Source organism: Streptomyces sp. R41 (genome assembly GCF_041053055.1).
GTDB lineage: Bacteria > Actinomycetota > Actinomycetes > Streptomycetales > Streptomycetaceae > Streptomyces.
This window is the reverse complement of sequence record NZ_CP163443.1, coordinates 2,231,436-2,256,950: the sequence shown is the minus strand read 5'-3', so window position 1 is coordinate 2,256,950 and position 25,515 is coordinate 2,231,436. Positions and strand designations below refer to the sequence as shown.

Below are 25,515 nucleotides of genomic sequence, written 5' to 3'. Positions count from 1 at the left end.
GGGGTCCGTCCGTCTCCCACCCTCCCCGGGTGCACCCCATCCACCCCGGCCTGCAGGTCTTCAGCCCGTCCGGCGTTTGAGGGCGAGGCCGTTAAGGCCGGTAGCGGGGGTCTGGGGGCGGCAGCCCCCAGGTGCGGGACGGGTAGGGGCGGAGGGGGCGAGCAGTGCCGGGTGCGCAGGGGATTGGGGCTAGTCGTGGGGCTGAGGGGGGCGTGGTGGGGCTGTGGAGCCTCTTACGACCAGTTCGACTGGGATGTCGCCCTGTGGGGGTGTGCGGGCGTCCAGGACGGCCAGGAGCGCTTTCATGCCGCGTTCGCCGAAGAGTTCGGCGTCCAGGCGGACGGTGGTCAGTTCGGGGTCGATGGCTCGGGCCAGGGCCAGGTCGTCCAGACCGGTGATGGAGATGTCGTCGGGGATGTGCAGGCCCAGGCGGCGGGCTGCCTTGTAGGCGCTGGCTGCGAGCTTGTCGTCGTCGCAGACCAGGGCGGTGGGGCGGGGGCCGGGGGCGGACAGGGCGGCTGCCGCGGAGGCGAGGGCGTCGTCGATGGAGATGGGGGCGCGGGCGGTGCGGAGGTCCGTGCCGGGGACCGCGGCGAGGCGCGTGGCGAGTTCGCGGGCGCGTACCTCGAAGGTCCAGGAGGCGATGTCGGCCGCCAGGTGCAGGAAGCGCCGGTGCCCCAGGGCGAGGAGGTGTTCGGCGACCTGTCGTACGCCGTCCTTGATGTCGAGATTGACCGTGGCCGCGCCCAGGCTGCCCTCAGGGTCGCTGTCGAGCATGACCAGGGGGAGCTGGTCGCCACGGATCGCCGTGAGGGCGTCGGCGGCCATGGAGGAGGCGATCACGCCGTCGAGGGCGGCCGCCGCCGAGCCGAACGGGTTGCGGGCGGGGCCGATGCCCTCGGGGGAGGGGTACAGGACCACGCCGAAGCCGTGCTCGGCCGCGACGCGGGCCGCGCCCGTGTAGACGCCCGCGAAGAACTCCGTGGTGAGCGCGGGGACCACCAGGAGGACCGTACGGGTGCGGCCCAGGCGCAGGTTGCGGGCGGCCAGGTTCGGGCGGTAGCCGAGCTCCTGGGCGGCCTCCCGGACGCGCTCCGCCGTGGCTTCGGAGACCCGGCCGCGCCACTTCTCGCCGAGCACGAGCGAGACGGCGGCCTGGGACACACCGGCGGCCTGGGCGACGTCCCGGCTCGTAGGGCGCGTGCTACCTCGTGCCACCGTCGACCTGCTCCCTCGTCTGGACTCCCGGACAGCGCACATGGTACGTATGACACAGGGCGTTATACGTAAAACTTGAGTCGCCGGGTCGGCTGGGGTGCTTCCGAGAGAAGGCGGGACATGGCTGCGGGATACCTGGAGATCCTCAGGGCGAGGCACGCCGCACGGCTGCTCGTCGGCACGCTCACAGGGCGGCTGCCGAACGCCACCGCCGCCATCGCCGTCGTGCTCTTCATTCGCGCGGAGGGCGGCACGTACAGCCTGGCCGGTGCGCTGGCCGCCGTCTACGGGGTGGCCAATGCCGTGGGGCAGCCGCTGCTCGGGCGGCTCGTGGACCTCTACGGGCAGCCGCGTGTCCAATTGCCGGCCGCGCTCGTCTCGGCCCTTGGGATGAGTGTCTTCGCGTTCGCGGGCACGGATCCGCTGCCGCTCGCCTATGTCTCCATGGCCGTCGCCGGGCTCTTCACGCCGCCCCTGGAGGGCGGGCTGCGGGCGCTGTGGCCCTCCGTCCTGCGCAAGGAGGACCAGGTGCACACCGCGTACGCCATGGACGCGGTGGCCCAGGAGGTCATGTTCACGGTCGGGCCGCTGCTCGTGACGCTGTGCGTGTCGCTCTGGTCCGCGCAGGCCGCGCTGCTCGTCCTGAACGTCATCGGTGTCCTGGGCGCCCTCTCCGTAGTCGTCTCGCCGCCGTCGCGCGCGTGGCGCTCGGCTCCGCGCGAGGCGCACTGGCTCGGTGCGTTGCGCTCGTCGGGGCTGCTGGCTCTGCTGGGTGCCTTCCTGTTCGTGGGGATCGCGCTCGGCTCGATCACGGTCGCCGCGGTGTCGTACGCGGACGGCCACGGCGGGGACGCGGTGTACGGCTGGCTGATGGCGGGCATCGGCCTCGGAGCGCTCATCGGCGGGGCGGTGTACGGCATGCGGCAGTGGACTGGTGCGCCCGAGCGGCGACTGCGGGTGCTCGTGGCGCTTCTGGCGGTGTGTTATGTGCCACTGACGCTGGTGCCGGGCCCGGTCGCCATGACGGCGCTCACCACGCTCGCGGGAGTCTTCCTGGCGCCGTGCATCGCCTGCGCGTTCGTCCTTGTCGACCGGCATGCGCCGCGCGGCACGGTCACCGAGGCGTTCTCCTGGCTCGTGACGACGTTCACCGTGGGAGCGTCCGTCGGAACGGGCCTCGCGGGTCCCGTAGTCGAGTGGGGCGGGGCCGTGTGGGGCTTCGCCGTGCCGGGTGCCGCGGGGGCCGCCGCGCTGGTGGTTCTGCTGGCCACGGGGCGGGTCCTCGCAGCTACCGGGAAGGGCGCGGTGGTTGCGGCTTCATCGGAAAATGATCCAAACCGTGCCGTCGAACCCCGTTTCAGCTCAGGGGATCGGGCGTAATGTTCAGTCATGGACCGCCGCATTTTCGGGCTGGAGAACGAGTACGGCGTCACGTGTACGTTCAGGGGACAGCGCCGCCTGTCTCCCGACGAGGTGGCGCGGTACCTCTTCCGCCGTGTCGTGTCATGGGGCCGCAGCAGCAATGTCTTTCTGCGGAACGGTGCCCGCCTCTATCTCGACGTGGGATCACATCCGGAATACGCGACACCCGAATGTGACAACGTGACGGAACTCGTCACCCACGACAAGGCCGGCGAGCGCATTCTCGAAGGACTCCTGGTGGACGCCGAACGACGCCTGCACGAGGAAGGAATCGCGGGCGACGTCTACCTGTTCAAGAACAACACCGACTCGGCGGGCAACTCCTACGGGTGCCACGAGAACTATCTTGTGGCCCGGCACGGGGAGTTCTCCCGACTCGCGGACATCCTCATCCCATTCCTTGTCACGAGGCAGCTTCTGTGCGGTGCCGGCAAGGTGCTGCAGACCCCGCGCGGCGCCGTGTACTGCGTCAGCCAGCGCGCCGAACACATCTGGGAGGGCGTCAGCTCCGCGACGACCCGCTCCCGGCCCATCATCAACACGCGGGACGAGCCGCATGCCGACGCCGAGCGCTACCGCCGGCTGCACGTCATCGTCGGCGACTCGAACATGTCCGAGACGACCATGCTCCTCAAGGTCGGCGCCACCGACCTCGTCCTGCGCATGATCGAGGCGGGTACGGTCATGCGCGACCTCACCCTGGAGAACCCGATCCGGGCGATCCGCGAGGTCAGCCACGACATCACGGGCCGCCGCAAGGTGCGCCTGGCCAGCGGCCGCGAGGCCTCCGCCCTCGAAGTGCAGCGCGAGTACTACGAGAAGGCCGTGGACTTCTGCGAGCGCCGCGGCATCCGCACCGGCACCGTCGAGCAGGTCCTCGAACTGTGGGGCCGCACGCTCGACGCGATCGAGGCCGAGGACCTCGACCGGATCGGCACCGAGATCGACTGGGTCATGAAGTACAAGCTCATCGAGCGGTACCGCGCCAAGCACAACATGACGATGTCGCACCCGCGGGTCGCGCAGATAGACCTCGCCTACCACGACATCCACCGTCGCCGTGGCCTGTACTACCTGCTGGAGAGGAAGGGCCAGGCCACCCGGATCTGCAACGACTTGAAGATCTTCGAGGGCAAGTCCGTGCCGCCCCAGACCACTCGGGCGCGGCTGCGCGGCGACTTCATCCGGCGCGCTCAGGAACAGCGCCGCGATTTCACCGTCGACTGGGTCCATCTGAAGCTGAACGACCAGGCGCAGCGCACCGTGTTGTGCAAGGACCCGTTCCGTTCCGTCGACGACCGGGTGGAGAAGCTGATCGCCGGAATGTGAGCCGGCTCCGGCCCGCTCGCGTGCTGGTCGGCCCTGGATGCCCGATGCCCGGAGGTGTCACCACCTCCGGGCATCGGGCGTCTTCCCCTATCGGGACGCCGGCGACACTGTCGTCGACGCCACCTACGCGCGTGGTGCGTAGGACGGGGACCCTCCGACCGGATGAACCGGACGGAGTCCTTCGCGAGCTGCGCCCGCTGTCCGCGAAGACGGCCTTCTGACGGACCGTCCGCGGATCACTCAGGGCTGACGGTCGCCCGGACAGGTCACCGGTCCGGGCGACGGCGTGTCTCGCGTCAGCCCGTACGGGGCGCACGTAGGTCGTAGAGTGGCGGCCATTGCCCCCCACCCCCGACTCCCAGTTGGACTGATGAACTACAACGTGAAACGACGTGCCGTGGCGCTGCTGGCCGTTCCCGCCCTGTTGTTCACCGCCGTGGCGTGCGGATCGGACGACAAGAGTGACAGCGAGGCGTCGGCGGGCGTCGCTCAGGTCAAGGGGGAGTTCGGGGCCAAGCCCGAGATCTCCGTGCCCAAGAGCGGGAAGCCGTCCGACAAGACCGTGGTCAAGACGGTCTCGACGGGCAGCGGAGCCGTGATCAAGGCTTCCGACTTCGTACGGCTGGACTGGACCGTCGAGAAGTGGGGGAGCAGTCAGGCGCTGGGTGGCACCTGGGCCTCGGCGACCGCCGGCTCCAAGACGCCGCGGCAGCAGTCCGTCGACCAGATCGGCAAGCAGAGCCAGCAGCTGCCCGCCAAGGTCCTGGACGCCGTGAAGGGGCAGAAGACGGGCAGCCGGATCCTGGTGCAGGGCACCGCGGGCGACCTGATCGGCGCGGGACTGAACACCTCCTCCGGCATCACCGCCAAGGATGTGCTGATCTGGGTGGTCGACGCGGTCGGCTCCGCCCACGTCGACGCGAAGGCCTATGTCAAGGGCACGCAGGCGGCACCCGATGCGGGCATGCCCACGGTGTCGGCCCCCGCGCCGAAGGCGGCGACCATCACCATCCCCAAGGACACCAAGGCTCCCAAGGACCTCAAGGAGCAGGTGCTGATCAAGGGCACCGGCAAGAAGGTGGAGGCCGGCCAGGGCCTCATCGCCCAGTACACCGGGGTGAAGTGGGAGGACGGCAAGAAGTTCGACTCCTCCTGGGACCACGGTGGCGCCACCGCCTTCCAGATCGGCACCGGCTCCGTGGTGGCCGGCTGGGACAAGGGCCTCGTCGGCAAGAACGTGGGCGACCGCGTCCTGCTGGTGATCCCGCCGTCCCTCGGCTATGGCGCGAGCCCCAGCAGCGAGCTGGCCAAGAACACTCTCGTCTTCGTGGTCGATATCCTCGGCACGGTCTGACCACAGAGTCTGTGAGACTGTCCGGGACGCAGGCCGTGCAACAAGGAGTAATGAAGTGAGCATCGAGAAGCCCGAGATCGACTTCCCGGGCGGCGAGCCCCCGGCGGACCTCGAGATCAAGGACATCTGGGAGGGCGACGGCCCGGTCGCCAAGGCCGGCGACTTCGTCAAGGTCCACTACGTGGGCGTGGCCTTCTCCACCGGCGAGGAGTTCGACGCCTCCTGGAACCGCGGCACCCCGCTCGAGTTCCAGCTCGGCGTCGGCCAGGTCATCAGCGGCTGGGACCAGGGTGTGCAGGGCATGAAGGTCGGCGGCCGCCGCCAGCTGATCATTCCGGCGCACCTCGCGTACGGCGACCGCGGCGCCGGCGGCCGTATCGCCCCCGGCGAGACGCTGATCTTCGTCTGCGACCTGGTTTCGGTCTGATCCGCCGCCGCGATCGGGTTATGGCCCGATCATCATGACGGCCGGACTTCGGTCCGATCTTCGTATGCCGTGTGATCAGGGTCTGACCGGACTCGATCACCTGGGGCCCATGCCTGTCCGGGCATGGGCCCTCGGCTTTTGCCGCGACACTCCGGAGCGGTACGGTCATCGGTCGGAAGCACCATAGGGAAGGGCGTCGATGGCCATTGCCAAGGCCGAGCGGCTGATGAACCTGGCGCTGTGTCTGCTCGGGACACGGCGGCCGCTCAGCAAGCGCGAGCTGCGCGAGTCCATCGAGGCCTACCTCGAAGCCGGCTCGGACGATTCCTTCAACCGGATGTTCGAGCGCGACAAGGACGATCTGCGCGAACTCGGCCTGGTCATCGAGACGGTGGAGAACCTCGACGGCGAGGTCGGCTATCTCGCCCGCCGCGACAGCAACCGTCTGCCGCCCATCACGCTCGACGCCGAGGAGGCCGCCGCCCTCGGCCTCGCCGCCAAGGTCTGGCAGCAGGCTCGCCTCGCCGGCGCGGCGAGCGGCGCCCTGCAGAAGCTGCGCGCCGCGGGCATGCCAGAGGACGTGGACCCGTACGAGGCCCATAGCGCCCTGGAGCCGCACATCCCCGTCCACGAGGCGGCCTTCGAACCGCTGATGCTCGCCTGCCGCGACCGCCGCCCCGTCGTCTTCGACTACCGCAAGGCCACCGCCGCGCACCCCGAGACCCGGCACGTCGAGCCGTGGGCCCTGGAGTGCTGGCGCGGCCACTGGTATCTGGCGGGCTGGGACCGCGACCGCGGCGCCGAGCGCGTCTTCCGGCTCTCCCGGATCACCGGCAAGGTCCGCACCCGCGCGGGGCGGTACACGGCCGAGGTGCCCGACGTCGTCACCGTGCGCGAGACGGTCGCCGGCTGGGCGGGGGAGATCGCCGACCGCTCCGCGGTGATCCGGCTGCGCTCCGGCTCGGGCTACCCGCTGCGGGCCAAGGCCGTCTCCGTACGCGAACTGGGCGACGGCTGGGACGAGTTGGAGATTCCGTACGGGCACGGCCTGGACGCCTGGCTCGTCGAGTTCGGGCCCGACGTGGTGGTCCTGGAGCCCGCCGAGCTGCGGGCCGACGTCGTGGACCGGCTGCGCGCCGTGGCCAAGGGCTGAGGGGGACGTAAGAAAGTGGTAGGAAAACCGGCCAGGCCCACGAACGCGATCGACCAGACCCGGCGCATGCTCTCCCTGGTGACCTATCTGCGTGAGCGCCCCGGCGCGCGCGTCGGCGACGTCGCCCGGGCCTTCGGGATCACCGAGGACGAGCTGATCTCCGACCTCGACGTACTGCCGCTGTGCGGGACCAGCTTCCGCGGCGGCGATCTGCTCGACATCGACACCGACGGTGACCGGATCTGGTGGCACAACCCGGACGACGTCGCGGAGCCCCTGCGTATCGCCGCCGACGAGGCGACCGCGCTGCTGGTGGCCGCCCGCGCGGTGTCCACGCTGCCCGGCCTGCGCGAGGGCGACCGGCAGGCGCTGCTGCGCGCCACCGCCAAGGTGGAGGCCGCCTCGGGCGAGGCGGCGGGCGCCAGCTCCCGCCTTTCGGTGACCTTCGAGTCCGAGGGCGGTGTCTTCGCGGACGTCGACCGGGCGATTTCCGAGCGACGCCGGCTGTGGATCCGCTACTACTCGCCCTCGCGGGACGAGCTCACCGAGCGCGAGATCGACCCGATCCGCCTGGTCAGCGTCGGGCACACGTACGTGGAGGCCTGGTGCCGCCGCTCCGAGGCGCGCCGCACCTTCCGGCTCGACCGGGTCGCCGAGATCCGCATCCTGGACGAGCCGTCCGCGCCGCCCGAGGTCGAGCTGCGGGACCTCTCCGAGGGGCTGGTGCAGCCCGCCGCCGAGGATCCCGAGGTGGTCGTCGAGGTCGGACCCGGCGGGCGCTGGGTCGCCGAGTACTACCCGCACGACAGCGCGGATGAGCTGCCGGACGGCGGGCTGCGTATCACTCTGCGGACCCCCGATCCCACGTCACTGCGGCGGCTGGCGCTGCGCCTCGGCGGCGAGGGCCGGATCGTGTCGCCGCAGGACCTCGCGGACAGCGCCCGGCAGGCGGCCCGCGAGGCGCTCGCCGCCTACGACGGGCTCGACGGGCCGCACGGGGATCAGGACGGGCCGTACGACAGGCAGGAGCAGGGCCTTTGAGCACGTCGTCGATGTCTGGGATGTCCGGTGCGCCGGAGCGGACCGGCACCCCGGGGAAGGCCGGCGCGCCCTCGGGTGCGCCGGAGATGTCGGTGGTGACGGCCTTCGCCGGGATGAGAAGGGTGGTCGATGTGATGTTCAAGGCCGCCTGCCCCGACTGCCGGGCCGGCTTCGAGCTCACGGCGAGCGCCCTGCGGCTGGCCATCGGCGCCAGCAGCCGCACCACCTTCTACTCCTTCACCTGCCCCGAGTGCGGCGCCGCCGTGCGCAAGCCCGCGGGTGAACGCATCGTCGAGCTGCTCACCGGGGGCGGGGTGCGGACCCTGCGCCTGCACTCCACCCTCTAGGGTCGGCGTCATGTTCTGGCCGATGTTTGCGATCGCTGTGGGATTCCTGGGAATCGCCGTGCTCGGCGTGCTCGCCGTCCGTGTCTTTCTGGAGGCGGAGCGTCTGGGCCGACAGGTTTCCGACTCCGCGCGCCGTATCAGCAGGGCCGCGGAGGATCTGGAGCGGGCGGCCGTGAGCACGGCGAGCTCTGTGGATGCACTGTGAGTCGCGGGCTCGTTGTGCTTTGAGTGGCTTTCGCCCTGTCACCTTTCCGGCAACGGCAGGTACGCTGCTGGTCGCGGCCCGGAGAACGAGGCGCGAGTCGCGAACTGGGAGTACGCACAGGGATTGCCCCGCGTTTACCCCTGAGCGTTACGATCGCTGTCAACACGACGTTCGGACGCATGTCCGACCGATCGGACAGCACCCCGACCATGCAGCCTCGGTGAGAAGGTAAAGACTTATGTTCGGAAGGCTCGGAGCTCCCGAGATCATTCTCATCCTCGTCGTCATCATCCTGCTGTTCGGCGCGAAGAAGCTTCCGGACATGGCTCGCTCCCTCGGCAAGTCCGCGCGCATCCTCAAGAGCGAGGCCAAGGCGATGAAGGACGAGGGCAGCACGCCCGCCCCGGCCGGCCCGCCGAACACCGACGAGCAGCCCCCCGCGCAGCGCACCATCCAGGCCGCCCCCGGCGACGTGACCAGCTCGCGCCCGGTCACCGAGCCGACGGACACGACCAAGCGCTGACGCAGGGCCGGTGACCTCCGGCCCGCCGCACGAGATGGGAACGTGGGTTGCTCAAGTCTGCCCGCAACAAGGAGAAGGATCCCGAGGGGCGGATGCCCCTCGCGGAGCACCTTCGTGAGCTGCGGAACCGGCTCGCGAAGGCGATGCTGGCCATCGTCGTCATCACGGTCCTGGCCGCCTTCTTCTACAACGACATCATCAACATCATCACCAAGCCGATCCTCGACTCGGTCGGCTGCGACAAGACCTTCGAGGAGCTGGCGAAGTCTTCCAAGGGCCAGTGCGCGCAGATCACGGTCAACGGCCTGCTCACACCCTTCACGCTGGCGCTCAAGGTTTCGCTGATGGCTGGTGTCGTATTCGCCTCGCCGGTCTGGCTGTACCAGCTGTGGGCGTTCATCGCGCCCGGCCTGCACCGGCACGAGAGGAAGTACGCGTACGCCTTCGTCGGCACGGGCGCCCCGCTGTTCCTCGCCGGCGCGTACTTCGCCTACTCGGTGCTGCCCACCACGGCGAAGGTGCTGATCGGCTTCACGCCGTCGGGCGTCTCCAACCTGCTGCCGCTGGATGACCTGCTCGACCTCGTCACGCGCATGGTCCTCGTCTTCGGTCTCTCCTTCGAGCTGCCTCTGCTCCTCGTCATGCTCAACCTCACTGGTGCCATCACCGGCAAGAGGATGCTCGGCTGGTGGCGCGCCATGATCATGGGCATCACGGTCTTCGCCGCCCTCGCCACGCCCAGCACCGACCCGCTGACCATGCTGGCGCTCGCCGGACCCATCTGGATCCTGTACTTCGGCGCCGTCGCCTTCTCGCTCGTCAACGACCGGCGCAAGCGTCGGCGCGAGGCCGAGGGCCCGGACGACGACGAGGCCTCCGACCTGGACCTCACGCCCGAGGAGATCGGCGAGGTCGAGACCGTGTCGGCCAGCCGGGCACTGCCGGAGCAGGCGAGCTCGGACCGGGTCAACGGTTATGACGACGTGACCTGACGAAGCGCTCGGACCTCGTAGGGTCAGGGCCGTGACCAGCGAGATCACCCTCTTCGTCAATCCCACCGCGGGACGCGGCCGGGGCGCCCACGCGGCGCAGCCGGCCGCTTCGGCTTTGCGGGCAGCGGGATTCTCCGTCCGTACGATCCTCGGCGAGAACGCGGAAGACGCCCTCACGCGCGCGCGTGCCGCTGTGGAGGGCGGCACCGGCGCCCTCATCGCCGTCGGCGGCGACGGCATGGCGAACCTGGCCCTGCAGGCCGTCGCCGGGACCCGCACCCCGCTCGGCCTCGTCGCCGTCGGCACCGGGAACGACTTCGCGCGGGCGCTGGGCCTGCCCGTACGCGACCCCGCGGCCGCGGGGCGGGGGGTCGCCGAGGCCCTCAAGGGGGCGCGGCTGCGCGACATCGACCTGGGGCGTGTGGGCGACACCTGGTTCGGCACCGTCCTCGCCTCCGGCTTCGACTCCCGTGTCAACGACCGCGGCAATCGCATGCGATGGCCCACAGGGCGCTTCAAGTACGACCTGGCCATGCTCGCCGAACTGGCCGCCTTCAAGCCCTTCCCGTACCGGATCACGCTCGACGACGGCGAGGTCCAGGAGATCGAGGCGACGCTCGTGGCCGTCGGCAACGGATCGTCGTACGGCGGCGGCATGAAGATCTGCGCGGGTGCGGACCTCGGTGACGGGCTGTTCGACATCACGGTCGTCGGGGACTGCAGCCGCACGACGCTGCTCAAGGTGTTCCCGAGGGTCTACAAGGGCACCCACCTCGACCATCCCAAGGTCACCGTGCACCGGGCGGCGAAGGTCGAACTCGTCGCGGAGGGCATCACCGGGTACGCGGACGGTGAGCAGCTCGGGCCGTTGCCGCTCACCGCGCGCTGCATACCGGCGGCGGTGCGGGTGGCGGTTCCCTGAGCTGCGCGGATCCCGGGTCTCACATCGTGGGATCCGGATATTGATCGTCCTGTTGTCAGTGCCTCCCGGTAGTCTCGAAAGCACGATGACAGAGGACCTCTCACCGGCCGAGCGGTACGCGGCAGCACGGCAGCGCGCTGTCGAGCAGGCCACCGCGCTCGCCTCCTTCCGCGAGTTGTACGACTTCGGCCTCGACCCCTACCAGATCGAGGCCTGTGAAGCTCTTGAAGGGGGCAAGGGCGTCCTTGTGGCCGCGCCCACCGGCTCGGGCAAGACGGTAGTCGGCGAGTTCGCCGTCCACCTCGCCCTCCAGCAGGGCAAGAAGTGCTTCTACACGACGCCGATCAAGGCGCTGTCGAACCAGAAGTACGCCGATCTGTGCCGCCGTTACGGCGCGTCCAAGGTCGGCCTGCTCACCGGCGACAACAGCGTCAACTCCGAAGCCCCGGTGGTCGTGATGACCACCGAGGTGCTGCGCAACATGCTGTACGCGGGCTCCCAGACCCTCCTCGGCCTCGGCTATGTGGTCATGGACGAGGTGCACTACCTCTCCGACCGCTTCCGGGGCGCCGTCTGGGAGGAAGTGATCATCCACCTGCCCGAGTCGGTGACTTTGGTGTCGCTCTCGGCAACCGTGTCGAACGCGGAGGAGTTCGGAGACTGGCTGGACACCGTGCGCGGCGACACCCAGGTGATCGTCTCCGAGCACCGGCCCGTGCCGCTGTTCCAGCACGTGCTGGCCGGGCGCCGGATGTACGACCTCTTCGAGGAGGGCGAGGGCCAGAAGAAGGCCGTCAACCCCGACCTCACACGCATGGCGCGCATGGAGGCCAGCCGTCCCTCGTACCAGGACCGCAGACGGGGCCGCGCCATGCGCGAGGCCGACCGCGAGCGGGAGCGCAGACAGCGCTCCCGCATGTGGACACCGGGCCGCCCCGAGGTCATCGAGCGGCTCGACGCCGAAGGACTGCTGCCCGCCATCACGTTCATCTTCAGCCGCGCGGCCTGCGAGGCCGCCGTCCAGCAGTGCCTGTACGCGGGCCTCAGGCTGAACGACGACGAGTCGCGGGCGAGGGTGCGCGAACTCGTCGAGGAGCGCACCGCCTCCATCCCGACCGAGGACCTGCACGTCCTGGGCTACTACGAGTGGCTGGAGGGTCTGGAGCGCGGCATCGCGGCCCACCACGCGGGCATGCTGCCGACCTTCAAGGAGGTCGTCGAGGAACTCTTCGTACGCGGCCTGGTCAAGGCCGTGTTCGCGACGGAGACCCTCGCGCTCGGTATCAACATGCCCGCCCGCTCAGTGGTGTTGGAGAAGCTCGTCAAGTGGAACGGCGAGCAGCACGCCGACATCACCCCCGGCGAGTACACCCAGCTGACCGGCCGCGCCGGGCGGCGCGGCATCGATGTCGAGGGCCACGCGGTCGTGCTGTGGCAGCGCGGCTTCAGCCCCGAGCACCTGGCGGGACTCGCGGGCACGCGTACGTATCCGCTGCGCTCCAGCTTCAAGCCGTCGTACAACATGGCGGTGAACCTGGTCGAGCAGTTCGGGCGGCACCGCTCGCGCGAACTCCTCGAGACGTCCTTCGCGCAGTTCCAGGCCGACAAGTCGGTCGTCGGGATCTCCCGGCAGGTGCAGCGCAACGAGGAAGGTCTTGAGGGCTACAAGGAGTCCATGACCTGCCACTTGGGCGACTTCGACGAGTACATGCGGCTGCGCCGCGAGCTCAAGGAGCGCGAGACCGAGCTGGCCAGGCAGGGAGCGTCGCAGCGTCTCGCCGAAGCGGCCGTCGCCCTGGAGAAGCTCAAGCCCGGTGACGTGATCCACGTTCCGACCGGAAAGTACGCGGGACTTGCCCTGGTGCTGGACCCCGGGCTGCCCGCGGGCCGATCGAACGGCCACCGTGGCTTCGAGTACCACGACGGCCCGCGCCCGCTGGTGCTCACCGCCGAGCGCCAGGTGAAGCGGCTGGCCTCGATGGACTTCCCGGTGCCGGTCGAAGCGCTGGACCGGATGCGGATCCCCAAGTCCTTCAACCCGCGCTCGCCGCAGTCGCGTCGCGACCTGGCGTCCGCGCTGCGCACCAAGGCCGGGCACATCGTCCCCGACCGGCACCGCAAGAAGCGGTCCGAGGCCGCCGACGACCGTGAGATCGCCCGGCTGCGCACGGCGATCCGGGCCCACCCCTGCCACGGGTGCAACGACCGTGAGGACCACGCCCGTTGGGCCGAGCGCTACCACCGGCTGCAGCGCGACACCACGCAGCTGGAGCGCCGCATCGAGGGCCGGACGAACACCATCGCCCGAACCTTCGACCGCATCGTCGCCCTCCTCACCGAGCTGGACTACCTGCGTGGCGACGAGGTCACCGAACACGGCAAGCGGCTCGCCCGGCTCTACGGCGAACTCGACCTGCTCGCCAGCGAATGCCTTCGCGCCGGCGTCTGGGAGGGACTCGGCCCCGCCGAACTCGCCGCCTGCGTCTCGGCGTTGGTGTACGAGTCCCGGGTCGCCGACGACGCGATGGCACCGAAGGTGCCGTCCGGCAAGGCCAAGGCCGCGCTCGGCGAGATGGTGCGCATCTGGGGCCGCCTCGACGCGCTGGAGGAGGATTTCCGGATCACCCAGACCGAGGGCGTCGGCCAGCGCGAACCGGATCTCGGCTTCGCCTGGGCCGCCCACGAGTGGGCCTCCGGCAAGGGCCTCGACGAGGTGCTGCGCGAGGCCGAGATGCCCGCCGGTGACTTCGTGCGCTGGTGCAAGCAGGTCATCGACGTACTGGGCCAGATCGCGGCCGCCGCGCCCGTCTCCGGCGGTGGGGGCTCCACGGTCTCGAAGAACGCGCGCAAGGCCGTCGACGCGTTGTTGCGCGGGGTGGTGGCCTACTCGTCGGTGGGCTGAGCCTGGTGGGCTCGTGGTGCCTGGGCTCGTGGCGCGCCGTCTCCCTGATGGTCGGGAGGCGGCGCGCCTTTTTGTACAGCGGCTTGTGCGGGGGCTTGCGCGTCTCGTACGAGAGTCGAGCGGCGTTTCGGGACAGGGCCGAGGCCGCCTGCCGTACGGCCGCGGACGGGGCGTCGGGGGGGCGGAAGAGACGTACGAGATCAGCGTCGAAGGCGCCGAGGGCGGTCGGCCCGGCCCGGCGGTCGGGGGCCGGTCGATCAAGTCCGGTGCGCGGAGGGACGGCCCCCTTCGGCGGCTCCAGAGATCCTCCCGTCCGACTCCCGCCGCTTCTCCCGAAGGGCTCCAGTCGGGTCTCCCGCGGGGCTCCAGTCGGGTCTCCCGTCCGGCTCCCGTGCGGCTCCCGGAGGCCGCGGGACCCTGGTCCCCCGGAGTGGAGAGGAGCTGGTGTCGTCATGCGCTTCCGTGTGCTCGGTCCCGTCCGGCTCGAACCCCGTAGGCCCTCGGCGGCCAAGCAGCGCGCCGTACCGGCCACGCTGCAGGACGAACAGGAGGGTGACGCGGGGGCGGGCGGTGAGGATCCTGGTCATCGGAGTCGGCCTCCCTGATTCCCTGATTCCCTGGTTGTCCGGGCAGGGTGAGCGGACTCCGATGGTCGCGGGAGCGGCTAAAGCCTCGGCTGCGCGGACCGCGCCCGCAGGTAACCGCGCCAGCCGCCGTACTCCGTGATGTCCTTAGCGCCTTCGAGCGCGCCGGGCTCGCACAGGAAGCCGGGTACGTGGGTGCCGTCGGCCAGCTCGACCCGGCCCAGTGCCATCGGCCGGGGCAGCTCGGCGAGCAGGCACCCGAGGCCTTCGGCGGGCAGCCGCCACACCTCCGTCTCGATGGCGCTGCCGCCCGTGCCCACATGGACCAGGCCCGGCTTGGCGGGAGTGGTGGACAAGGCGTGCAGACGGTAGGCCGGTGCCGTCGTGGTCGTACCTTCGAACTCGGCTCCCAGGGAGAGAAGTTGGGTGTTGAGAGGCTGGCCCGACAGATGTGCGCCGACGACGGCGACGGACAGCCGCGGTCGGAGCAGCGCGGCGATCCGGGCGAGGCGCTCGTCGGTGAACGCGGGGCCGATCAGCATCACACCGAAGGGCAGCCCGTCCACGGTGCCCCCGGGCACGGCGACCGAGGCCAGGTCGAAGAGGTTCGTGGAGTTGGTGAAGCGGCCCAGGCGGGCGTTGGCGCCCAGCGGGTCGGCGGCGACCTCGGCGAGCGTGGGGTGGCCCGGCGTGGTCGGCAGCAACAGCGCGTCCGCGTCGCCGAGTTCGGTGAGCGCCCGGGCGCGGAGCTCGGCCAGCCGGTCCTGGTCCGCGTACAACTGGTGGGCCGGGATGTCCCGGGCACGGGTGATGATCCCGGCGACGGTCGGGTCGAGGCCCGCACCGCCCTCGGCGATCAACTTGTCGACAAAGCTCCCCACGGCGGTGTAGCGCTCGGCGACGAACGCGCCTCCGTAGAGCATCGCGGCGGCCTCGGTGAACGGGGTGAGGTCGAGGGTGCGCATCTCCGCGCCCGCCGCCGCCAGCTGGGCCACCGCCGCCTCGTACGCCTCCGCCCAGCCCTCGTCCAGCTCTCCGAGCTGTGCCGTCGGCGCCACGGCGATGCGCCAGGGGCCGGGGGCTCGCTGGGGGAGCGCCGGGAGGTCACGGCCGGACGGGGACGCCATGTACGCGAGGGCCTGCTCGGCCTCCGGGAGCGTACGGGCCAACACGGTCACGCAGTCCAGCGAGGCGCAGGCCGGGACGACGCCGGTCGTCGGGACCAGGCCGCGGGTCGGCTTCAGGCCGACGACGCCGTTGAAGGCGGCGGGGACGCGGCCCGAGCCGGCGGTGTCCGTGCCGAGGGCGAAGTCGACGATGCCGAGGGCTGTGGCTACGGCCGATCCTGAACTGGAGCCGCCGCTGACCCTGGTCGGGTCGAAGACGTTGCGTACGGCGCCGTAGGGGGAGCGGGTGCCGACCAGGCCCGTCGCGAACTGGTCCAGGTTCGTGGTGCCCAGCACGATCGCGCCTGCCGCGCGGAGACGGGCGACTACGGGGGCGTCGCCCTCCGGGGTGTACGCGTAGGCCGGGCAGCCGGCGGTGGTGGGGAGGCCCGCGACGTCGATGTTGCCCTTCGCGGCGAAGAGCTTGCCGGCGAGGGGGAGGCGCTCGCCCGCGGCGACGCGGGCGTCGATGGCTCGGGCTTCCTGCTCGACCTCCGCCCGTGGGCGTAGGTCGATCCAGATCTCGGGGCGGTCGGTGGCCTCGACGCGGGCGTACGCCATGCGGACTCGGGTGAGAGTGGGGGACGACATCGGTGCTCCTTGCCTGGGTGGATGGTCGACTGCGGGCGGTGGTCGTCCGTGCCCACCCGTTCCGCCCTGCGGAACGACTGCCCACGGACGAAGGGCGGGTTTTCAAGGTGCCCTGTGGAACGACTGCCCACAGACGACCGGCGGGTTTTCAAGGTGCCCTGCGGAACGCCCGCCCACAGATCACCGGGCGGGGTTTCAAGACACTGTTGGTCCTGTCGGCGCGAGGACCATCAGGGCCGTGCCCGCTTCCACCTGGTCGCCCGGCCTGGCGAGGATCTGCTGGACGATGCCGTTCATCGGCGCGGGCACCCTTGACTCCATTTTCATCGCTTCCAGGGCGAGGAGGGGCTGGCCGGCAGTGACCGCGTCGCCCTTTCGGACGTTGAGCTGCCAAACCGACGCCGCGAATTCGGCCTCGATCAGGCGGCCGCCCTCGGGCACGGAGACCTCCACGGGGGTCGCGGCGGGCGCGGTCGCCGCCTCCGCCCGTGCGAACTCGCCCGCCGCCTCCCAGGCATCCCGTTCCGTCGAGAAGGCGGCACCCTGCCGGGACCGGAACTCCGCGATGGAGTCGGCGTTCTCGGCGAGGAAGGCCTCGTAGTCGGCCAGGGAGAATTCGCCCTCCTCGATGCGGGGGACGAAGCGGCCCGAGGTGATGTCGGCGCGCAGCTGCAACAGTTCCTCGGGCGACACCGGGTACCACTTGATGCGGTCGAAGAAGCGCAGCAGCCACGGCGAGCCCGGCTCGAACGCGCCGCGCTGCTGCCAGCCGGACCAGACCTGGGTCGTACGGCCGACGAACTGGTAGCCGCCGGGGCCCTCCATGCCGTAGACGCAGAGGTACGCGCCGCCGATGCCGACCGAGTTCTCGGCCGTCCAGGTGCGGGCCGGGTTGTACTTGGTGGTGACCAGGCGGTGGCGCGGGTCCAGTGGGGTCGCGACCGGGGCACCCAGGTACACGTCGCCCAGGCCCAGTACGAGGTACTCCGCGTCGAAGACCGTGCGGTACACGTCCTCCACCGAGTCCAGGCCGTTCACACGGCGGATGAACTCGATGTTCCACGGGCACCAGGGCGCGTCGTCGCGGACGCCCGCCATATAGCGGGCGATCGCCTCGCGGGTGGCCGGGTCGTCCCAGGAGAGCGGGAGATGGACCGTGCGGGAGGGGACCACCAGCTGGTCCGAAGGGGGGAGCGCCGCGGCGATCTCCCTGACGGTGGCGAGGAGTTCGCGCTGTGGGAGCCTGCGCGGGTCCGTCTGGATCTGCAGGGAGCGAATGCCGGGTGTCAGGTCCGTGACGCCGTCGAGATCCGCCTCGGCGACCGCCTCCATCAGCGCGTGGACGCGCATCCTCAGGGCCAGGTCCAGCTGCATGGGCCCGAACTCGACCAGCAGGTTGTCGTCGCCGCTGCGGCGGAAGGTCACATCACCGTCCCGGGCGAGCACCCCGCCGTCCACGATCGCGGCCCGCGCCGAGCCGTCCTCGGCGAGCGGCGCGAAGCGCACCGTGTCACCGGGGCGGAACTGCCCGAGCTTCCACCGCTCCGTGCTGACGACCGTCGCGGGGCAGACGAAGCCGCCGAGCGAGGGGCCGTCCGGGCCGAGCAGCACCGGCATGTCACCCGTGTAGTCGACCGCGCCCACCGAGTAGGGCGTGTCGTGGATGTTGGAGGGGTGCAGGCCCGCCTCGCCGCCGTCCGTACGCGCCCAGCGGGGCTTCGGCCCGACCAGTCGTACACCCGTGCGCGCCGAGTTGAAGTGGACCTTCCAGTCGGCGGCGTAGAAGTCGTGGATGTCGTCCTCGGTGAAGAACTCCGGTGCGGCGTGCGGGCCTTCGAGCGCGCCGACCCGCCATGCGGACGCGAACACGGGTCGGTCGCCCAGGGGCACGGGCACCCCGCGATCCGTCACCGACCCTCCGTGCAGCACATCCCCGGTCCGCAGCGTCCGCCCCCCGTGCCCGCCGAACCGGCCCAGCGTGAACGTGGCCGCGCTGCCGAGGAACGGCGGCACGTCCAGGCCGCCGTCCGCGAACAGCACATAGGTGCGCAGGCCGTGCTCGGCGGGGGCGCCCACCTCCAGTACGGCTCCCGCGGGAACCGTCACCGGCTCCCACTGCGTGACTGCCGTGCCGTCCACCGTGACCGGCGCGGGAGCACCGGTGACACACACGGTCGTGGCGTGGGTGAACCGCAGAGTCGGTCCCTGCAAGGTGCATTCGAGTCCCGGCGCGCCCTCGTGGTTGCCGAGCGCCCGGTTGCCCAGCCGGAAGGACAGGTCGTCCATCGGGCCGCACGGCGGCACACCCACCTGCCAGTAGCCGGTGCGGCCGGGCCAGTCCTGGACGGTGGTGAGGGTGCCGCCGGCGAGGACCTCGATGCGTGCCGTCGGGTCGGTGACCGCGGCCAGCGTCGCCGTCGAGTGCGCCGCCGCCCGGAAGGTCTCCTCCGCGAGCGCCGCCCGCACCAGCCCCAGGTTCGTCTCGATGCCGTCGACCCGGGTCCTGGCCAGCGCGTCGTCGAGGCGTTCCAGGGCGTGCGCCCGGTCCGGGCCGTATGCGATGACCTTCGCGAGCATCGGGTCGTACGACGTGGTCACCTCGGTGCCCGTCTCGACCCAGCCGTCCACGCGGATGCCGCCGGGGAACTCGACCCGCGTCAACAGGCCCGCGCTCGGCCGGTGTTCGCGCGAGGGGTCCTCGGCGTACACGCGGGCCTCGACGGCATGACCGCGGGGCGCCCCCGGGTCCCGTACGACATCCGATTCCCCGCGCGCCAGCCGCAGCATCCAGGCGACGAGGTCGACGCCGTAGATCTCCTCGGTGACCGGATGCTCCACCTGGAGCCGGGTGTTGACCTCCAGGAAGTAGGCCTCCTCGCGGGCGGCGTCGTAGACGAACTCGACCGTTCCGGCCGAGCGGTAGTCCACCGAGGCGCACAAGTCTCGGGCGCAAGAGGCGAGTTGGTCGCGCACACGGGAGGGCAGTCCCGGGGCCGGAGCCTCCTCCAGCACCTTCTGGTTGCGGCGCTGGAGCGAGCAGTCGCGGTCGCCGAAGGTGACGACACGGCCCCGGCCGTCGCCGAAGACCTGCACCTCGACATGGCGGGCGTGCTCGACCAGGCGCTCCAGGAAGACCCCCGCGGAGGAGAAGGAGGCGGCGGCGACGCGCTGCACCCGCTCCCAGGCCTCGGTCAACTCGTCGGTGGAGCGACATGCCGACATACCGATGCCGCCGCCACCGCCGGTGGCCTTGAGCATGACGGGATAGCCGATGCGCTCGGCGGCCTCCAGAGCTTGTGGAAGGCCCGGGAGGAGCCCCGTACCCGGCGCCAGCGGTACGCCCGCAGCTTCGGCCGCCGCCCGCGCCGTGTGCTTCGCGCCGAACAGCTCCAGCTGATCCGGAGTCGGCCCCACGAACACGATCCCGGCGTCCTCGCAGCGCCGCGCGAACGCCGCGTCCTCGGACAGGAAGCCGTACCCGGGGTGGATCGCCCCGGCACCGGTGTCCTTGGCCGCCTTCAGGACGAGGTCGGCGTCGAGGTACGACTCCTTCGCGGGCGCGGGCCCCAGCCGTACCGCCTCGTCGGCGAGCCGGACGTGAGGTGCGCCGCGGTCGGGGTCGGAGTACACGGCGACCGTGCGCAGGCCGAGTTCGCGGGCCGTCCGGATGATCCGCACCGCGATCTCGCCCCGGTTGGCGACGAGCAGCGTGTCGAAGGTCATTCCGGCGCCCCGATGGTCATCTCCACGGCGGTCGGCTCGAAGCCGTTGCAAGGGTTGTTGATCTGAGGGCAGTTGGAGACCAGCACGATCACATCGCGCTCGGCGCGCAGGGTGAGCTCGAGCCCCGGGGCCGAGATGCCGTCGACGATGCCGAGGGTGCCGTCCTTCTCGACCGGCACGTTCATGTACCAGTTGATGTTCGAGACGAGATCCCGTTTGCCGAGGCCGTACTTGGCCCCCTCCGCGAGGAAGTTGTCCACGCAGGCGTGCTGGGACCAGGTGTGGTGCCCGTACCGCAGCGTGTTCGACTCCTTGGAGCAGGCACCGCCGACCGTGTCGTGCCGGCCGACCTCGTCAGCCACGACGGTCATCAGCGGCGTGTGCTCGTTGGACATGAGCACGCTGCCCGTGGTCAGGAAGAGGTTGCCCTGCGCGTGGATCGTGTCGGGCGCGCTGTAGCGCACGGCGGTGTCGTGGGCGTCGTACACCAGGAAGTCGACGGCCTGGTTGCCGTGCAGATCGGTGACGGTGAGCGTCTGGCCGGCGCGGACGACGGCAGACCAGGCGGCCCGGGCCGGAACAACGGTGCGGGTCATGCGATCCCCCTCGCGGCAAGGAATTCGGCGGTGTTCAGGAAGGCGCGGCGGCCCTCGGGCGTCGCCTCCCACAGCGGGTCGCCCGGCTTGGTCGCCTCCGAGCGCCAGGCGAGCACCTCCAGCGGGGTGCTCATGTACTCAGGCCGGGGATCGGCCGGGTGCGGCACGTTCGCGATCAGTACGGTGACGTCCTGCTCGGCGCGCAGGGTCACGCTGCCGCCGGGCCCGGCCGAGCCGGTGAAGTCCAGCGAGCCGTCGTCGCGGACTTCCACGCCCTGGAAGAAGGAGAGCGACGGCGGCAGATCACGCGGCTGGAGGCCGTTCTTGGCGGCGGCCAGCTTGAACAGCTCGCGGCCGGCCGGGGAGGGAGACTGCGGCGTACCGTCCCCGTACCGCTCCGTGTTCCGTACGAGCGTGGAGGTGCCGCACAGCGCGTCGTGCCGCCCGGAGGTGTCGGCGATCACCGAGGCCAGCACTCGCCCCTGGTCGGACAGGAGCAGCTGCCCCTCGCCCAGGTAGGCGTTCCACTGGACCTTGACCGTGTCCGCCACGTTCAGGCGCTCCCAGGGCCGGTCGGCGACGTACAGCAGGAGGTGCGCGCACGCCTCGCCGCGCAGGTCGGTCAGCCGCAGCTCGGTGCCGCGGGCCAGCACCTTGTGCGTGTAGTTGCCGCCCGCCACCGTCTCCGCCCACACCAGGTGGCCCGCCTCGCAGGGGGGCGTCGGCCAGGCACTCGCCGGGACGACGGGCATGGCCTCGGCGCGAGTGCCTTCCTGGGATCGGGCGTGGTCGCGGGCTCCGTAAGTGGTCGCTGTCGCCATCGCGGGACCTCCGGCTGTTGACGGCTCGGGTCATTTCTGTCGCCCGACAGAAATTAGGGGCGGGTCGGGTCGATGCCGTGTCTCGTGCGTTGCCGTCGGGTTACCGATCCCTCACGGGAGCGCCCCGCAGGGGTGCGGGGCTGTGGCGTCGTGCGGCTCCGCCGCATGGGTGCGACCGGCCGCGTACGGCCCGCAGTTAGGATCGAACGCATGGGAACCGGTGGTGGACGACGCGTCGGCAGGCCACGCGCATCGCAGCGGCCGGACAGCGGGCTGACCCCGCGCGCCGAACTGCTCGACGCCGCCGCCGAGTTGTTCACCACGCGCGGCTACGCCGCGACGACCACCCGTGCCGTCGCCGAGCGGGCCGGCATGCGCCAGGCGTCCATGTACCACTACGTCTCCGGCAAGGAAGAACTGCTCGCCGAGCTCCTGGAGTCCACGGTCACGCCCTCGCTGACCCTCGCCCGTGAGCTCCTCGCGGACGACGGGACCCCGGCGGAGGGCCGACTGTGGGAGCTGTGCCGTACGGACGTGGAGCTGCTCTGCGGCGGCCCGCACAACCTCGGTGGGCTCTATCTGCTGCCCGAGGTGCGCACCGAACGCTTCGCGGGCTTCCATGCCGTACGGGCCGAACTCAAGGACGCCTACCGGCAGTTGCTCGCCGCGACGCCGGCGGGGGGCGCGCTCGCCAAGAGTGAGCTGGATCTGCGGACGGATCTGCTGTTCGGGCTGATCGAGGGAGTCATCCTCGTGCACCGCTCGGATCCGGAACGGCCGGTGTCGGCGTTCGCCGAGGCCACGGCGGACGCGGCGCTGCGGATCGCCGGAATCTGAGCCGGAATCCGAGCCGGAATCCGAGAAGGAGTTCCCGGAGGTCTCACCCCTCCGGGGGGTGGCATTCGTATGCCCGTACGCCGTCACGCACCGTGTGCGAACGAAGCCTCAGCGTGTAAATAGACCGAGGGTACTCCTGTCCCGAAGGCGATTTCAGGTGCTTGCTGAATATGACACAGCGATGATCCGGTCGGACTAAGCTCGCCCGCAGCGCACCGAGTTGAGGTGTATTCGTGCGCTTGTTCCCAAAAGTTCCGAAGATTCAGTTTGACCCTGCCGTTTCCCCCACAACCTTCCCCGACCCCCCCAGTCGATTTGTCTCAGAGGGCATACATGGTGAGTGTTCAATCGCCTCCCGGTGGCCGTGAACTTCCCTACGCGCGCGTGCTGTTGCTGCCGGCCATACTGATGGCCGCGGCGACCGGAGCCGCCGTCGCCGTCGTGACCGACCCGGCCCGGGCCGCCGTCGGCTGGTGCGGCGGCATCGCGACGCTCCTGGTCGTCGTGATCGGCGCCGAAGCCGTACGCCGCGGCCGCATCGCCCGCGACCTTCGCGCCGAACTCGCGCGACGCACCGCTTACTTGGAACAGCGCATCGCCGCCCACGACCAGGACATCGTGTACCTGCACGAGAACGTCCTGCCCGCCGCGCTCGACCAGCTGCGCGGCGGCGATTCCCCCGCAGAGGTGATTCGCACCCTGGGCCGAGACAACCCGGACCACCGCGGAATCCCCGAGGCGCAGCGCGACCTGCTGAAGACGCTGCTCAAGATCATCGACATCGAGGAGTCGATGCGCGACGCGGCGCAGCGCTCCTTCGTCAATATCGCCCGGCGCGTCCAGGCCATCGTCCACCAGCAGAACAAGGAACTGCGTGAGATGGAGGAGGACCACGGGCGCAACCCCGAGGTCTTCGACGACCTCCTGCGCATCGACCACGGCACCGCGCTGATCGGCCGCCTCGCCGACTCCATCGCCGTCCTCGGCGGCGGCCGTCCCGGACGCCAATGGCCCCAGCCCGTATCGCTGTTCAGCGTGCTGCGCGGCGCGATGTCCCGGATCCTCGAGTACCGCCGCATCGAGCTGCACAACATCGTCGACGTCGCCGTCAAGGGCGTATCCGTCGAACCGCTCATCCACGCCCTGGCCGAGCTCCTCGACAACGCCACGCGCTACTCGCCGCCGCACACCAAGGTGCACGTGACCGCCATCGAGGTGCAGACCGGCGTCGCCATCGAGATCGAGGACGGCGGCGTCAGCCTCAGCGACGAGGCCCGCGGAAAGATCGAGGAGCTGCTCCGACTGGCCGCGGCCGGCGTCGACCCGAACGTCATGGGCCAGGCTCCGCGGCTCGGCATGGCCGTCGTTGGCCGACTCGCGCAGATGTACAACATGCAGATCTCGCTGCGGCAGTCCGCGTACGGCGGTGTCCGCGCCGTCCTCGTCGCGCCCCGCGACATGCTCACCACCGACCCGGCCCCCGGTCTCGCGCACGGCGTCGGCGCGGCCTCCGTGACGGGTGTGGACACCGGCGGTGTCGAGGGTCCGGCACGCAAGCCCAAGAAGCGCCGTCCGACGACCGGCCCCCGGATCCCCTCCCCGACGGGCGAGGCCATGGAGGACGACGTCCCCACGGTGACCGAATGGACGGCCAACGGGCTGCCGCAGCGTCGCAGCCGGGTCAAGGTCCCGCTCAGCCAGCGGTTCGCCGAGGCCGCCCGGGCCGAGGCGGAGGCTGCCGAGGCCAAGGCCGCAGCGGCCTCCGCATGGTCGCCCGAGCCCGTCCCGGAGGAGAAGGAGCCCGAACCGGGCCTGTGGGTCGAGGCGTTCATGAACGGACTCAAGGGTGACCCGGACCCGACCGCATTCACCAGGAACAACGAGCCGGCCCCTGTCGAGGCCGACGACGAGGGGGACCTCAAGTGATCCAGCAGCGAGCCAACTTCGACTGGATGCTCAAGGAGCTCGCCGACGGCGTACCAGGCATCCAGCAGATCGTGGTGCTCTCCGCCGACGGACTGCGCATCGCCCGCTACGGCGGCGATCCGGACGCCGCCGACCGTGTCGCCGCGGCCTGCGCGGGCCTGCAGAGCCTGGCCGGAGCCGTCGCGAGCGAGATCCCCCGCAGTGACGGCCGGATGCGCATGGTCATCATCGAGATCAACGGCGGCTACTTCTATCTGATGTCCGCGGGGCCCAACGCGTATCTCGCGGTGCTCGCCAACCAGACCGCGGAGCCCGGGCTGATGAGCAACCGCATGCGTGACCTCGTCGTACGGATCGGCGCCCATCTGACGAGTCCGCCGCGGCGCAACGGGCAGACCGTATGACTCCTCCGCAACGCCGGCGGCGCTACCCCAAGGAAGAACCCCCGGAGCCACCCAAAGCGGGTCCCGCTCCGGAGGGCGAGGAGAACCCCAAGGATCCCGGTCGCCTGTATGTGCTCACGGGCGGAGGGGAGGGCGGCGACCGGGCCGACATCGACCTGGTCACGTTAATCGTGGCGCGCGCCGACGCGCCGCCGCCCGCCACCCAGCCGGAGCAGTCGGCGCTGCTGCGGCTCTGCAAGGCCCCTCTGTCCGCGGCCGAGCTCTCGGCCTATCTCAACCTGCCGTTCAGCGTGGTGACCGTCCTGCTCACCGAGCTGCTGGCGGCCGAACTGGTACAGGCGCGCGCCCCGATCGTCCGTCAGGCGCTCCCCGACCGTTCCCTCCTCGAAGCGGTGATGCATGGACTTCAAAAGCTCTGACACCATCACGGGCCCTCGCACCGAGGACCATCTGCCGCACACCACACAGGCGGCGGTGAAGATCGTGATCGTGGGCGGCTTCGGGGTCGGCAAGACGACCATGGTGGGCTCCGTCAGCGAGATCAGGCCGCTGACCACCGAGGAGACCATGACGCAGGCCGGCATCGGAGTCGACGACAACTACGGTTCCGAGACCAAGACGGCCACCACCGTCGCCATGGACTTCGGCCGCATCTCCATCACGGAACAGCTGGTGCTCTATCTGTTCGGTACGCCCGGGCAGGAGCGCTTCTGGTTCCTGTGGAACGGCCTCTTCGAGGGCGCGCTCGGCGCGGTCGTGCTGATCGACACCCGCCGCCTGGAGGTCAGCTTCGACGTGATCGGCCGCCTGGAGGAGCGCGGTGTGCCGTTCGTCGTCGCCATAAACGACTTCCCGGACGCGCCCCGTTACCCGATCGAGGACCTGCGGACGGCGCTCGACCTGTCCGAGGAGATCCCGATCGTGAAGTGCGACGCGCGCCGCAGGGCTTCCAGCCGGGATGTCCTGATGACGCTGATGCGCTTCCTGCACTCGCTGGCCATGTCCCGGGCGCGTGCCTGAGCCACCCACCGA

At 70.6% G+C, this 25,515-nt stretch carries 22 protein-coding genes; 17 read left to right on the top strand and 5 right to left on the bottom strand.

From position 1 onward, the window contains the following. Nucleotides 1–189: 189 nt before the first annotated feature. The gene (locus AB5J53_RS10685; RefSeq protein WP_369245385.1) at nt 190–1,218 is read right to left on the bottom strand and encodes a LacI family DNA-binding transcriptional regulator; all 1,029 of its coding nucleotides are present in this window, start codon (nt 1,216–1,218) and stop codon (nt 190–192) included. A 120-nt stretch (nt 1,219–1,338) separates the two neighbouring features. Between AB5J53_RS10685 and AB5J53_RS10680 the strand changes: the two genes are divergently transcribed. The 12 genes from AB5J53_RS10680 (at nt 1,339) to AB5J53_RS10625 (ending at nt 13,835) form a co-directional block, all read left to right on the top strand. After that, nucleotides 1,339–2,598, top strand: a complete 1,260-nt coding sequence (locus AB5J53_RS10680) for an MFS transporter (RefSeq protein ID WP_369245384.1) — start codon at nt 1,339–1,341, stop codon at nt 2,596–2,598. A gap of 9 nt (nt 2,599–2,607) precedes the next feature. Beyond that, nucleotides 2,608–3,969, top strand: a complete 1,362-nt coding sequence (pafA, locus tag AB5J53_RS10675; protein ID WP_340382033.1) for a Pup--protein ligase — start codon at nt 2,608–2,610, stop codon at nt 3,967–3,969. 370 nt (nt 3,970–4,339) lie between these two features. Beyond that, nucleotides 4,340–5,323 carry an FKBP-type peptidyl-prolyl cis-trans isomerase gene (locus AB5J53_RS10670; RefSeq protein ID WP_369245383.1) on the top strand — a complete coding sequence of 328 codons (984 nt, stop codon included), beginning with the start codon at nt 4,340–4,342 and terminating at the stop codon, nt 5,321–5,323. Nucleotides 5,324–5,378: 55 nt separating this feature from the next. Further along, complete coding sequence (locus AB5J53_RS10665) at nt 5,379–5,750, top strand: FKBP-type peptidyl-prolyl cis-trans isomerase (RefSeq protein ID WP_369245382.1); 372 nt, start codon at nt 5,379–5,381, stop codon at nt 5,748–5,750. Nucleotides 5,751–5,949: 199 nt separating this feature from the next. Then, nucleotides 5,950–6,903, top strand: a complete 954-nt coding sequence (locus tag AB5J53_RS10660; protein ID WP_369245381.1) for a helix-turn-helix transcriptional regulator — start codon at nt 5,950–5,952, stop codon at nt 6,901–6,903. 15 nt (nt 6,904–6,918) lie between these two features. Further along, complete coding sequence (locus AB5J53_RS10655; RefSeq protein WP_369245380.1) at nt 6,919–7,944, top strand: helix-turn-helix transcriptional regulator; 1,026 nt, start codon at nt 6,919–6,921, stop codon at nt 7,942–7,944. 20 nt (nt 7,945–7,964) lie between these two features. Then, nucleotides 7,965–8,291 (top strand): hypothetical protein, encoded by a 327-nt coding sequence (locus AB5J53_RS10650; protein WP_369245379.1) that lies wholly within the window; start codon nt 7,965–7,967, stop codon nt 8,289–8,291. A gap of 10 nt (nt 8,292–8,301) precedes the next feature. After that, nucleotides 8,302–8,496 (top strand): hypothetical protein, encoded by a 195-nt coding sequence (locus AB5J53_RS10645; RefSeq protein ID WP_369245378.1) that lies wholly within the window; start codon nt 8,302–8,304, stop codon nt 8,494–8,496. 238 nt (nt 8,497–8,734) lie between these two features. Continuing rightward, nucleotides 8,735–9,019, top strand: a complete 285-nt coding sequence (tatA, locus tag AB5J53_RS10640; protein ID WP_189187874.1) for a Sec-independent protein translocase subunit TatA — start codon at nt 8,735–8,737, stop codon at nt 9,017–9,019. A 47-nt stretch (nt 9,020–9,066) separates the two neighbouring features. Continuing rightward, nucleotides 9,067–10,011: a twin-arginine translocase subunit TatC gene (gene tatC / locus AB5J53_RS10635; RefSeq protein ID WP_369245377.1), complete on the top strand. Its 945-nt coding sequence runs from the start codon at nt 9,067–9,069 to the stop codon at nt 10,009–10,011. Nucleotides 10,012–10,042: 31 nt separating this feature from the next. After that, nucleotides 10,043–10,933, top strand: a complete 891-nt coding sequence (locus AB5J53_RS10630) for a diacylglycerol kinase (protein WP_369245376.1) — start codon at nt 10,043–10,045, stop codon at nt 10,931–10,933. Between the two features lie 40 nt (nt 10,934–10,973). Continuing rightward, nucleotides 10,974–13,835, top strand: coding sequence for a DEAD/DEAH box helicase (locus AB5J53_RS10625; protein ID WP_369245375.1), 2,862 nt, complete (start codon nt 10,974–10,976; stop codon nt 13,833–13,835). A 664-nt stretch (nt 13,836–14,499) separates the two neighbouring features. On the opposite strand, the gene atzF is transcribed toward AB5J53_RS10625, so the two are convergent. From atzF to AB5J53_RS10605, 4 genes are all read right to left on the bottom strand, one after another. Continuing rightward, nucleotides 14,500–16,176, bottom strand: coding sequence for an allophanate hydrolase (gene atzF, locus AB5J53_RS10620; RefSeq protein ID WP_369245374.1), 1,677 nt, complete (start codon nt 16,174–16,176; stop codon nt 14,500–14,502). 195 nt (nt 16,177–16,371) lie between these two features. Next, nucleotides 16,372–19,899: a 5-oxoprolinase/urea amidolyase family protein gene (locus tag AB5J53_RS10615; RefSeq protein WP_369245373.1), complete on the bottom strand. Its 3,528-nt coding sequence runs from the start codon at nt 19,897–19,899 to the stop codon at nt 16,372–16,374. After that, nucleotides 19,896–20,495, bottom strand: a complete 600-nt coding sequence (locus AB5J53_RS10610; protein ID WP_369245372.1) for an urea amidolyase associated protein UAAP2 — start codon at nt 20,493–20,495, stop codon at nt 19,896–19,898. Before AB5J53_RS10610 ends, AB5J53_RS10615 begins: the two co-directional genes overlap by 4 nt. Continuing rightward, complete coding sequence (locus AB5J53_RS10605) at nt 20,492–21,316, bottom strand: urea amidolyase associated protein UAAP1 (protein WP_369245371.1); 825 nt, start codon at nt 21,314–21,316, stop codon at nt 20,492–20,494. Before AB5J53_RS10605 ends, AB5J53_RS10610 begins: the two co-directional genes overlap by 4 nt. Before the next feature lie 210 nt (nt 21,317–21,526). Here AB5J53_RS10605 and AB5J53_RS10600 point away from each other — a divergent pair, with 210 nt between their 5' ends. The 5 genes from AB5J53_RS10600 to AB5J53_RS10580 all read left to right on the top strand — a co-directional run bounded on the left by AB5J53_RS10600 (nt 21,527) and on the right by AB5J53_RS10580 (nt 25,503). Then, entirely contained in the window at nt 21,527–22,153 is a 627-nt protein-coding gene (locus AB5J53_RS10600; protein WP_369245370.1) for a TetR/AcrR family transcriptional regulator, read from the top strand. Nucleotides 22,154–22,486: 333 nt separating this feature from the next. Then, the gene (locus AB5J53_RS10595; RefSeq protein WP_369245369.1) at nt 22,487–24,079 is read left to right on the top strand and encodes a sensor histidine kinase; all 1,593 of its coding nucleotides are present in this window, start codon (nt 22,487–22,489) and stop codon (nt 24,077–24,079) included. After that, entirely contained in the window at nt 24,076–24,483 is a 408-nt protein-coding gene (locus tag AB5J53_RS10590; RefSeq protein ID WP_369245368.1) for a roadblock/LC7 domain-containing protein, read from the top strand. Before AB5J53_RS10595 ends, AB5J53_RS10590 begins: the two co-directional genes overlap by 4 nt. Further along, nucleotides 24,480–24,902: a DUF742 domain-containing protein gene (locus AB5J53_RS10585; RefSeq protein ID WP_369245367.1), complete on the top strand. Its 423-nt coding sequence runs from the start codon at nt 24,480–24,482 to the stop codon at nt 24,900–24,902. Before AB5J53_RS10590 ends, AB5J53_RS10585 begins: the two co-directional genes overlap by 4 nt. Then, a complete protein-coding gene (locus AB5J53_RS10580) occupies nt 24,883–25,503 on the top strand; it encodes an ATP/GTP-binding protein (RefSeq protein WP_369245366.1) in 621 nt (206 codons plus the stop codon). The genes AB5J53_RS10585 and AB5J53_RS10580 overlap by 20 nt, the downstream gene beginning before the upstream one ends. The last annotated feature ends 12 nt before the right edge of the window (nt 25,504–25,515 follow it).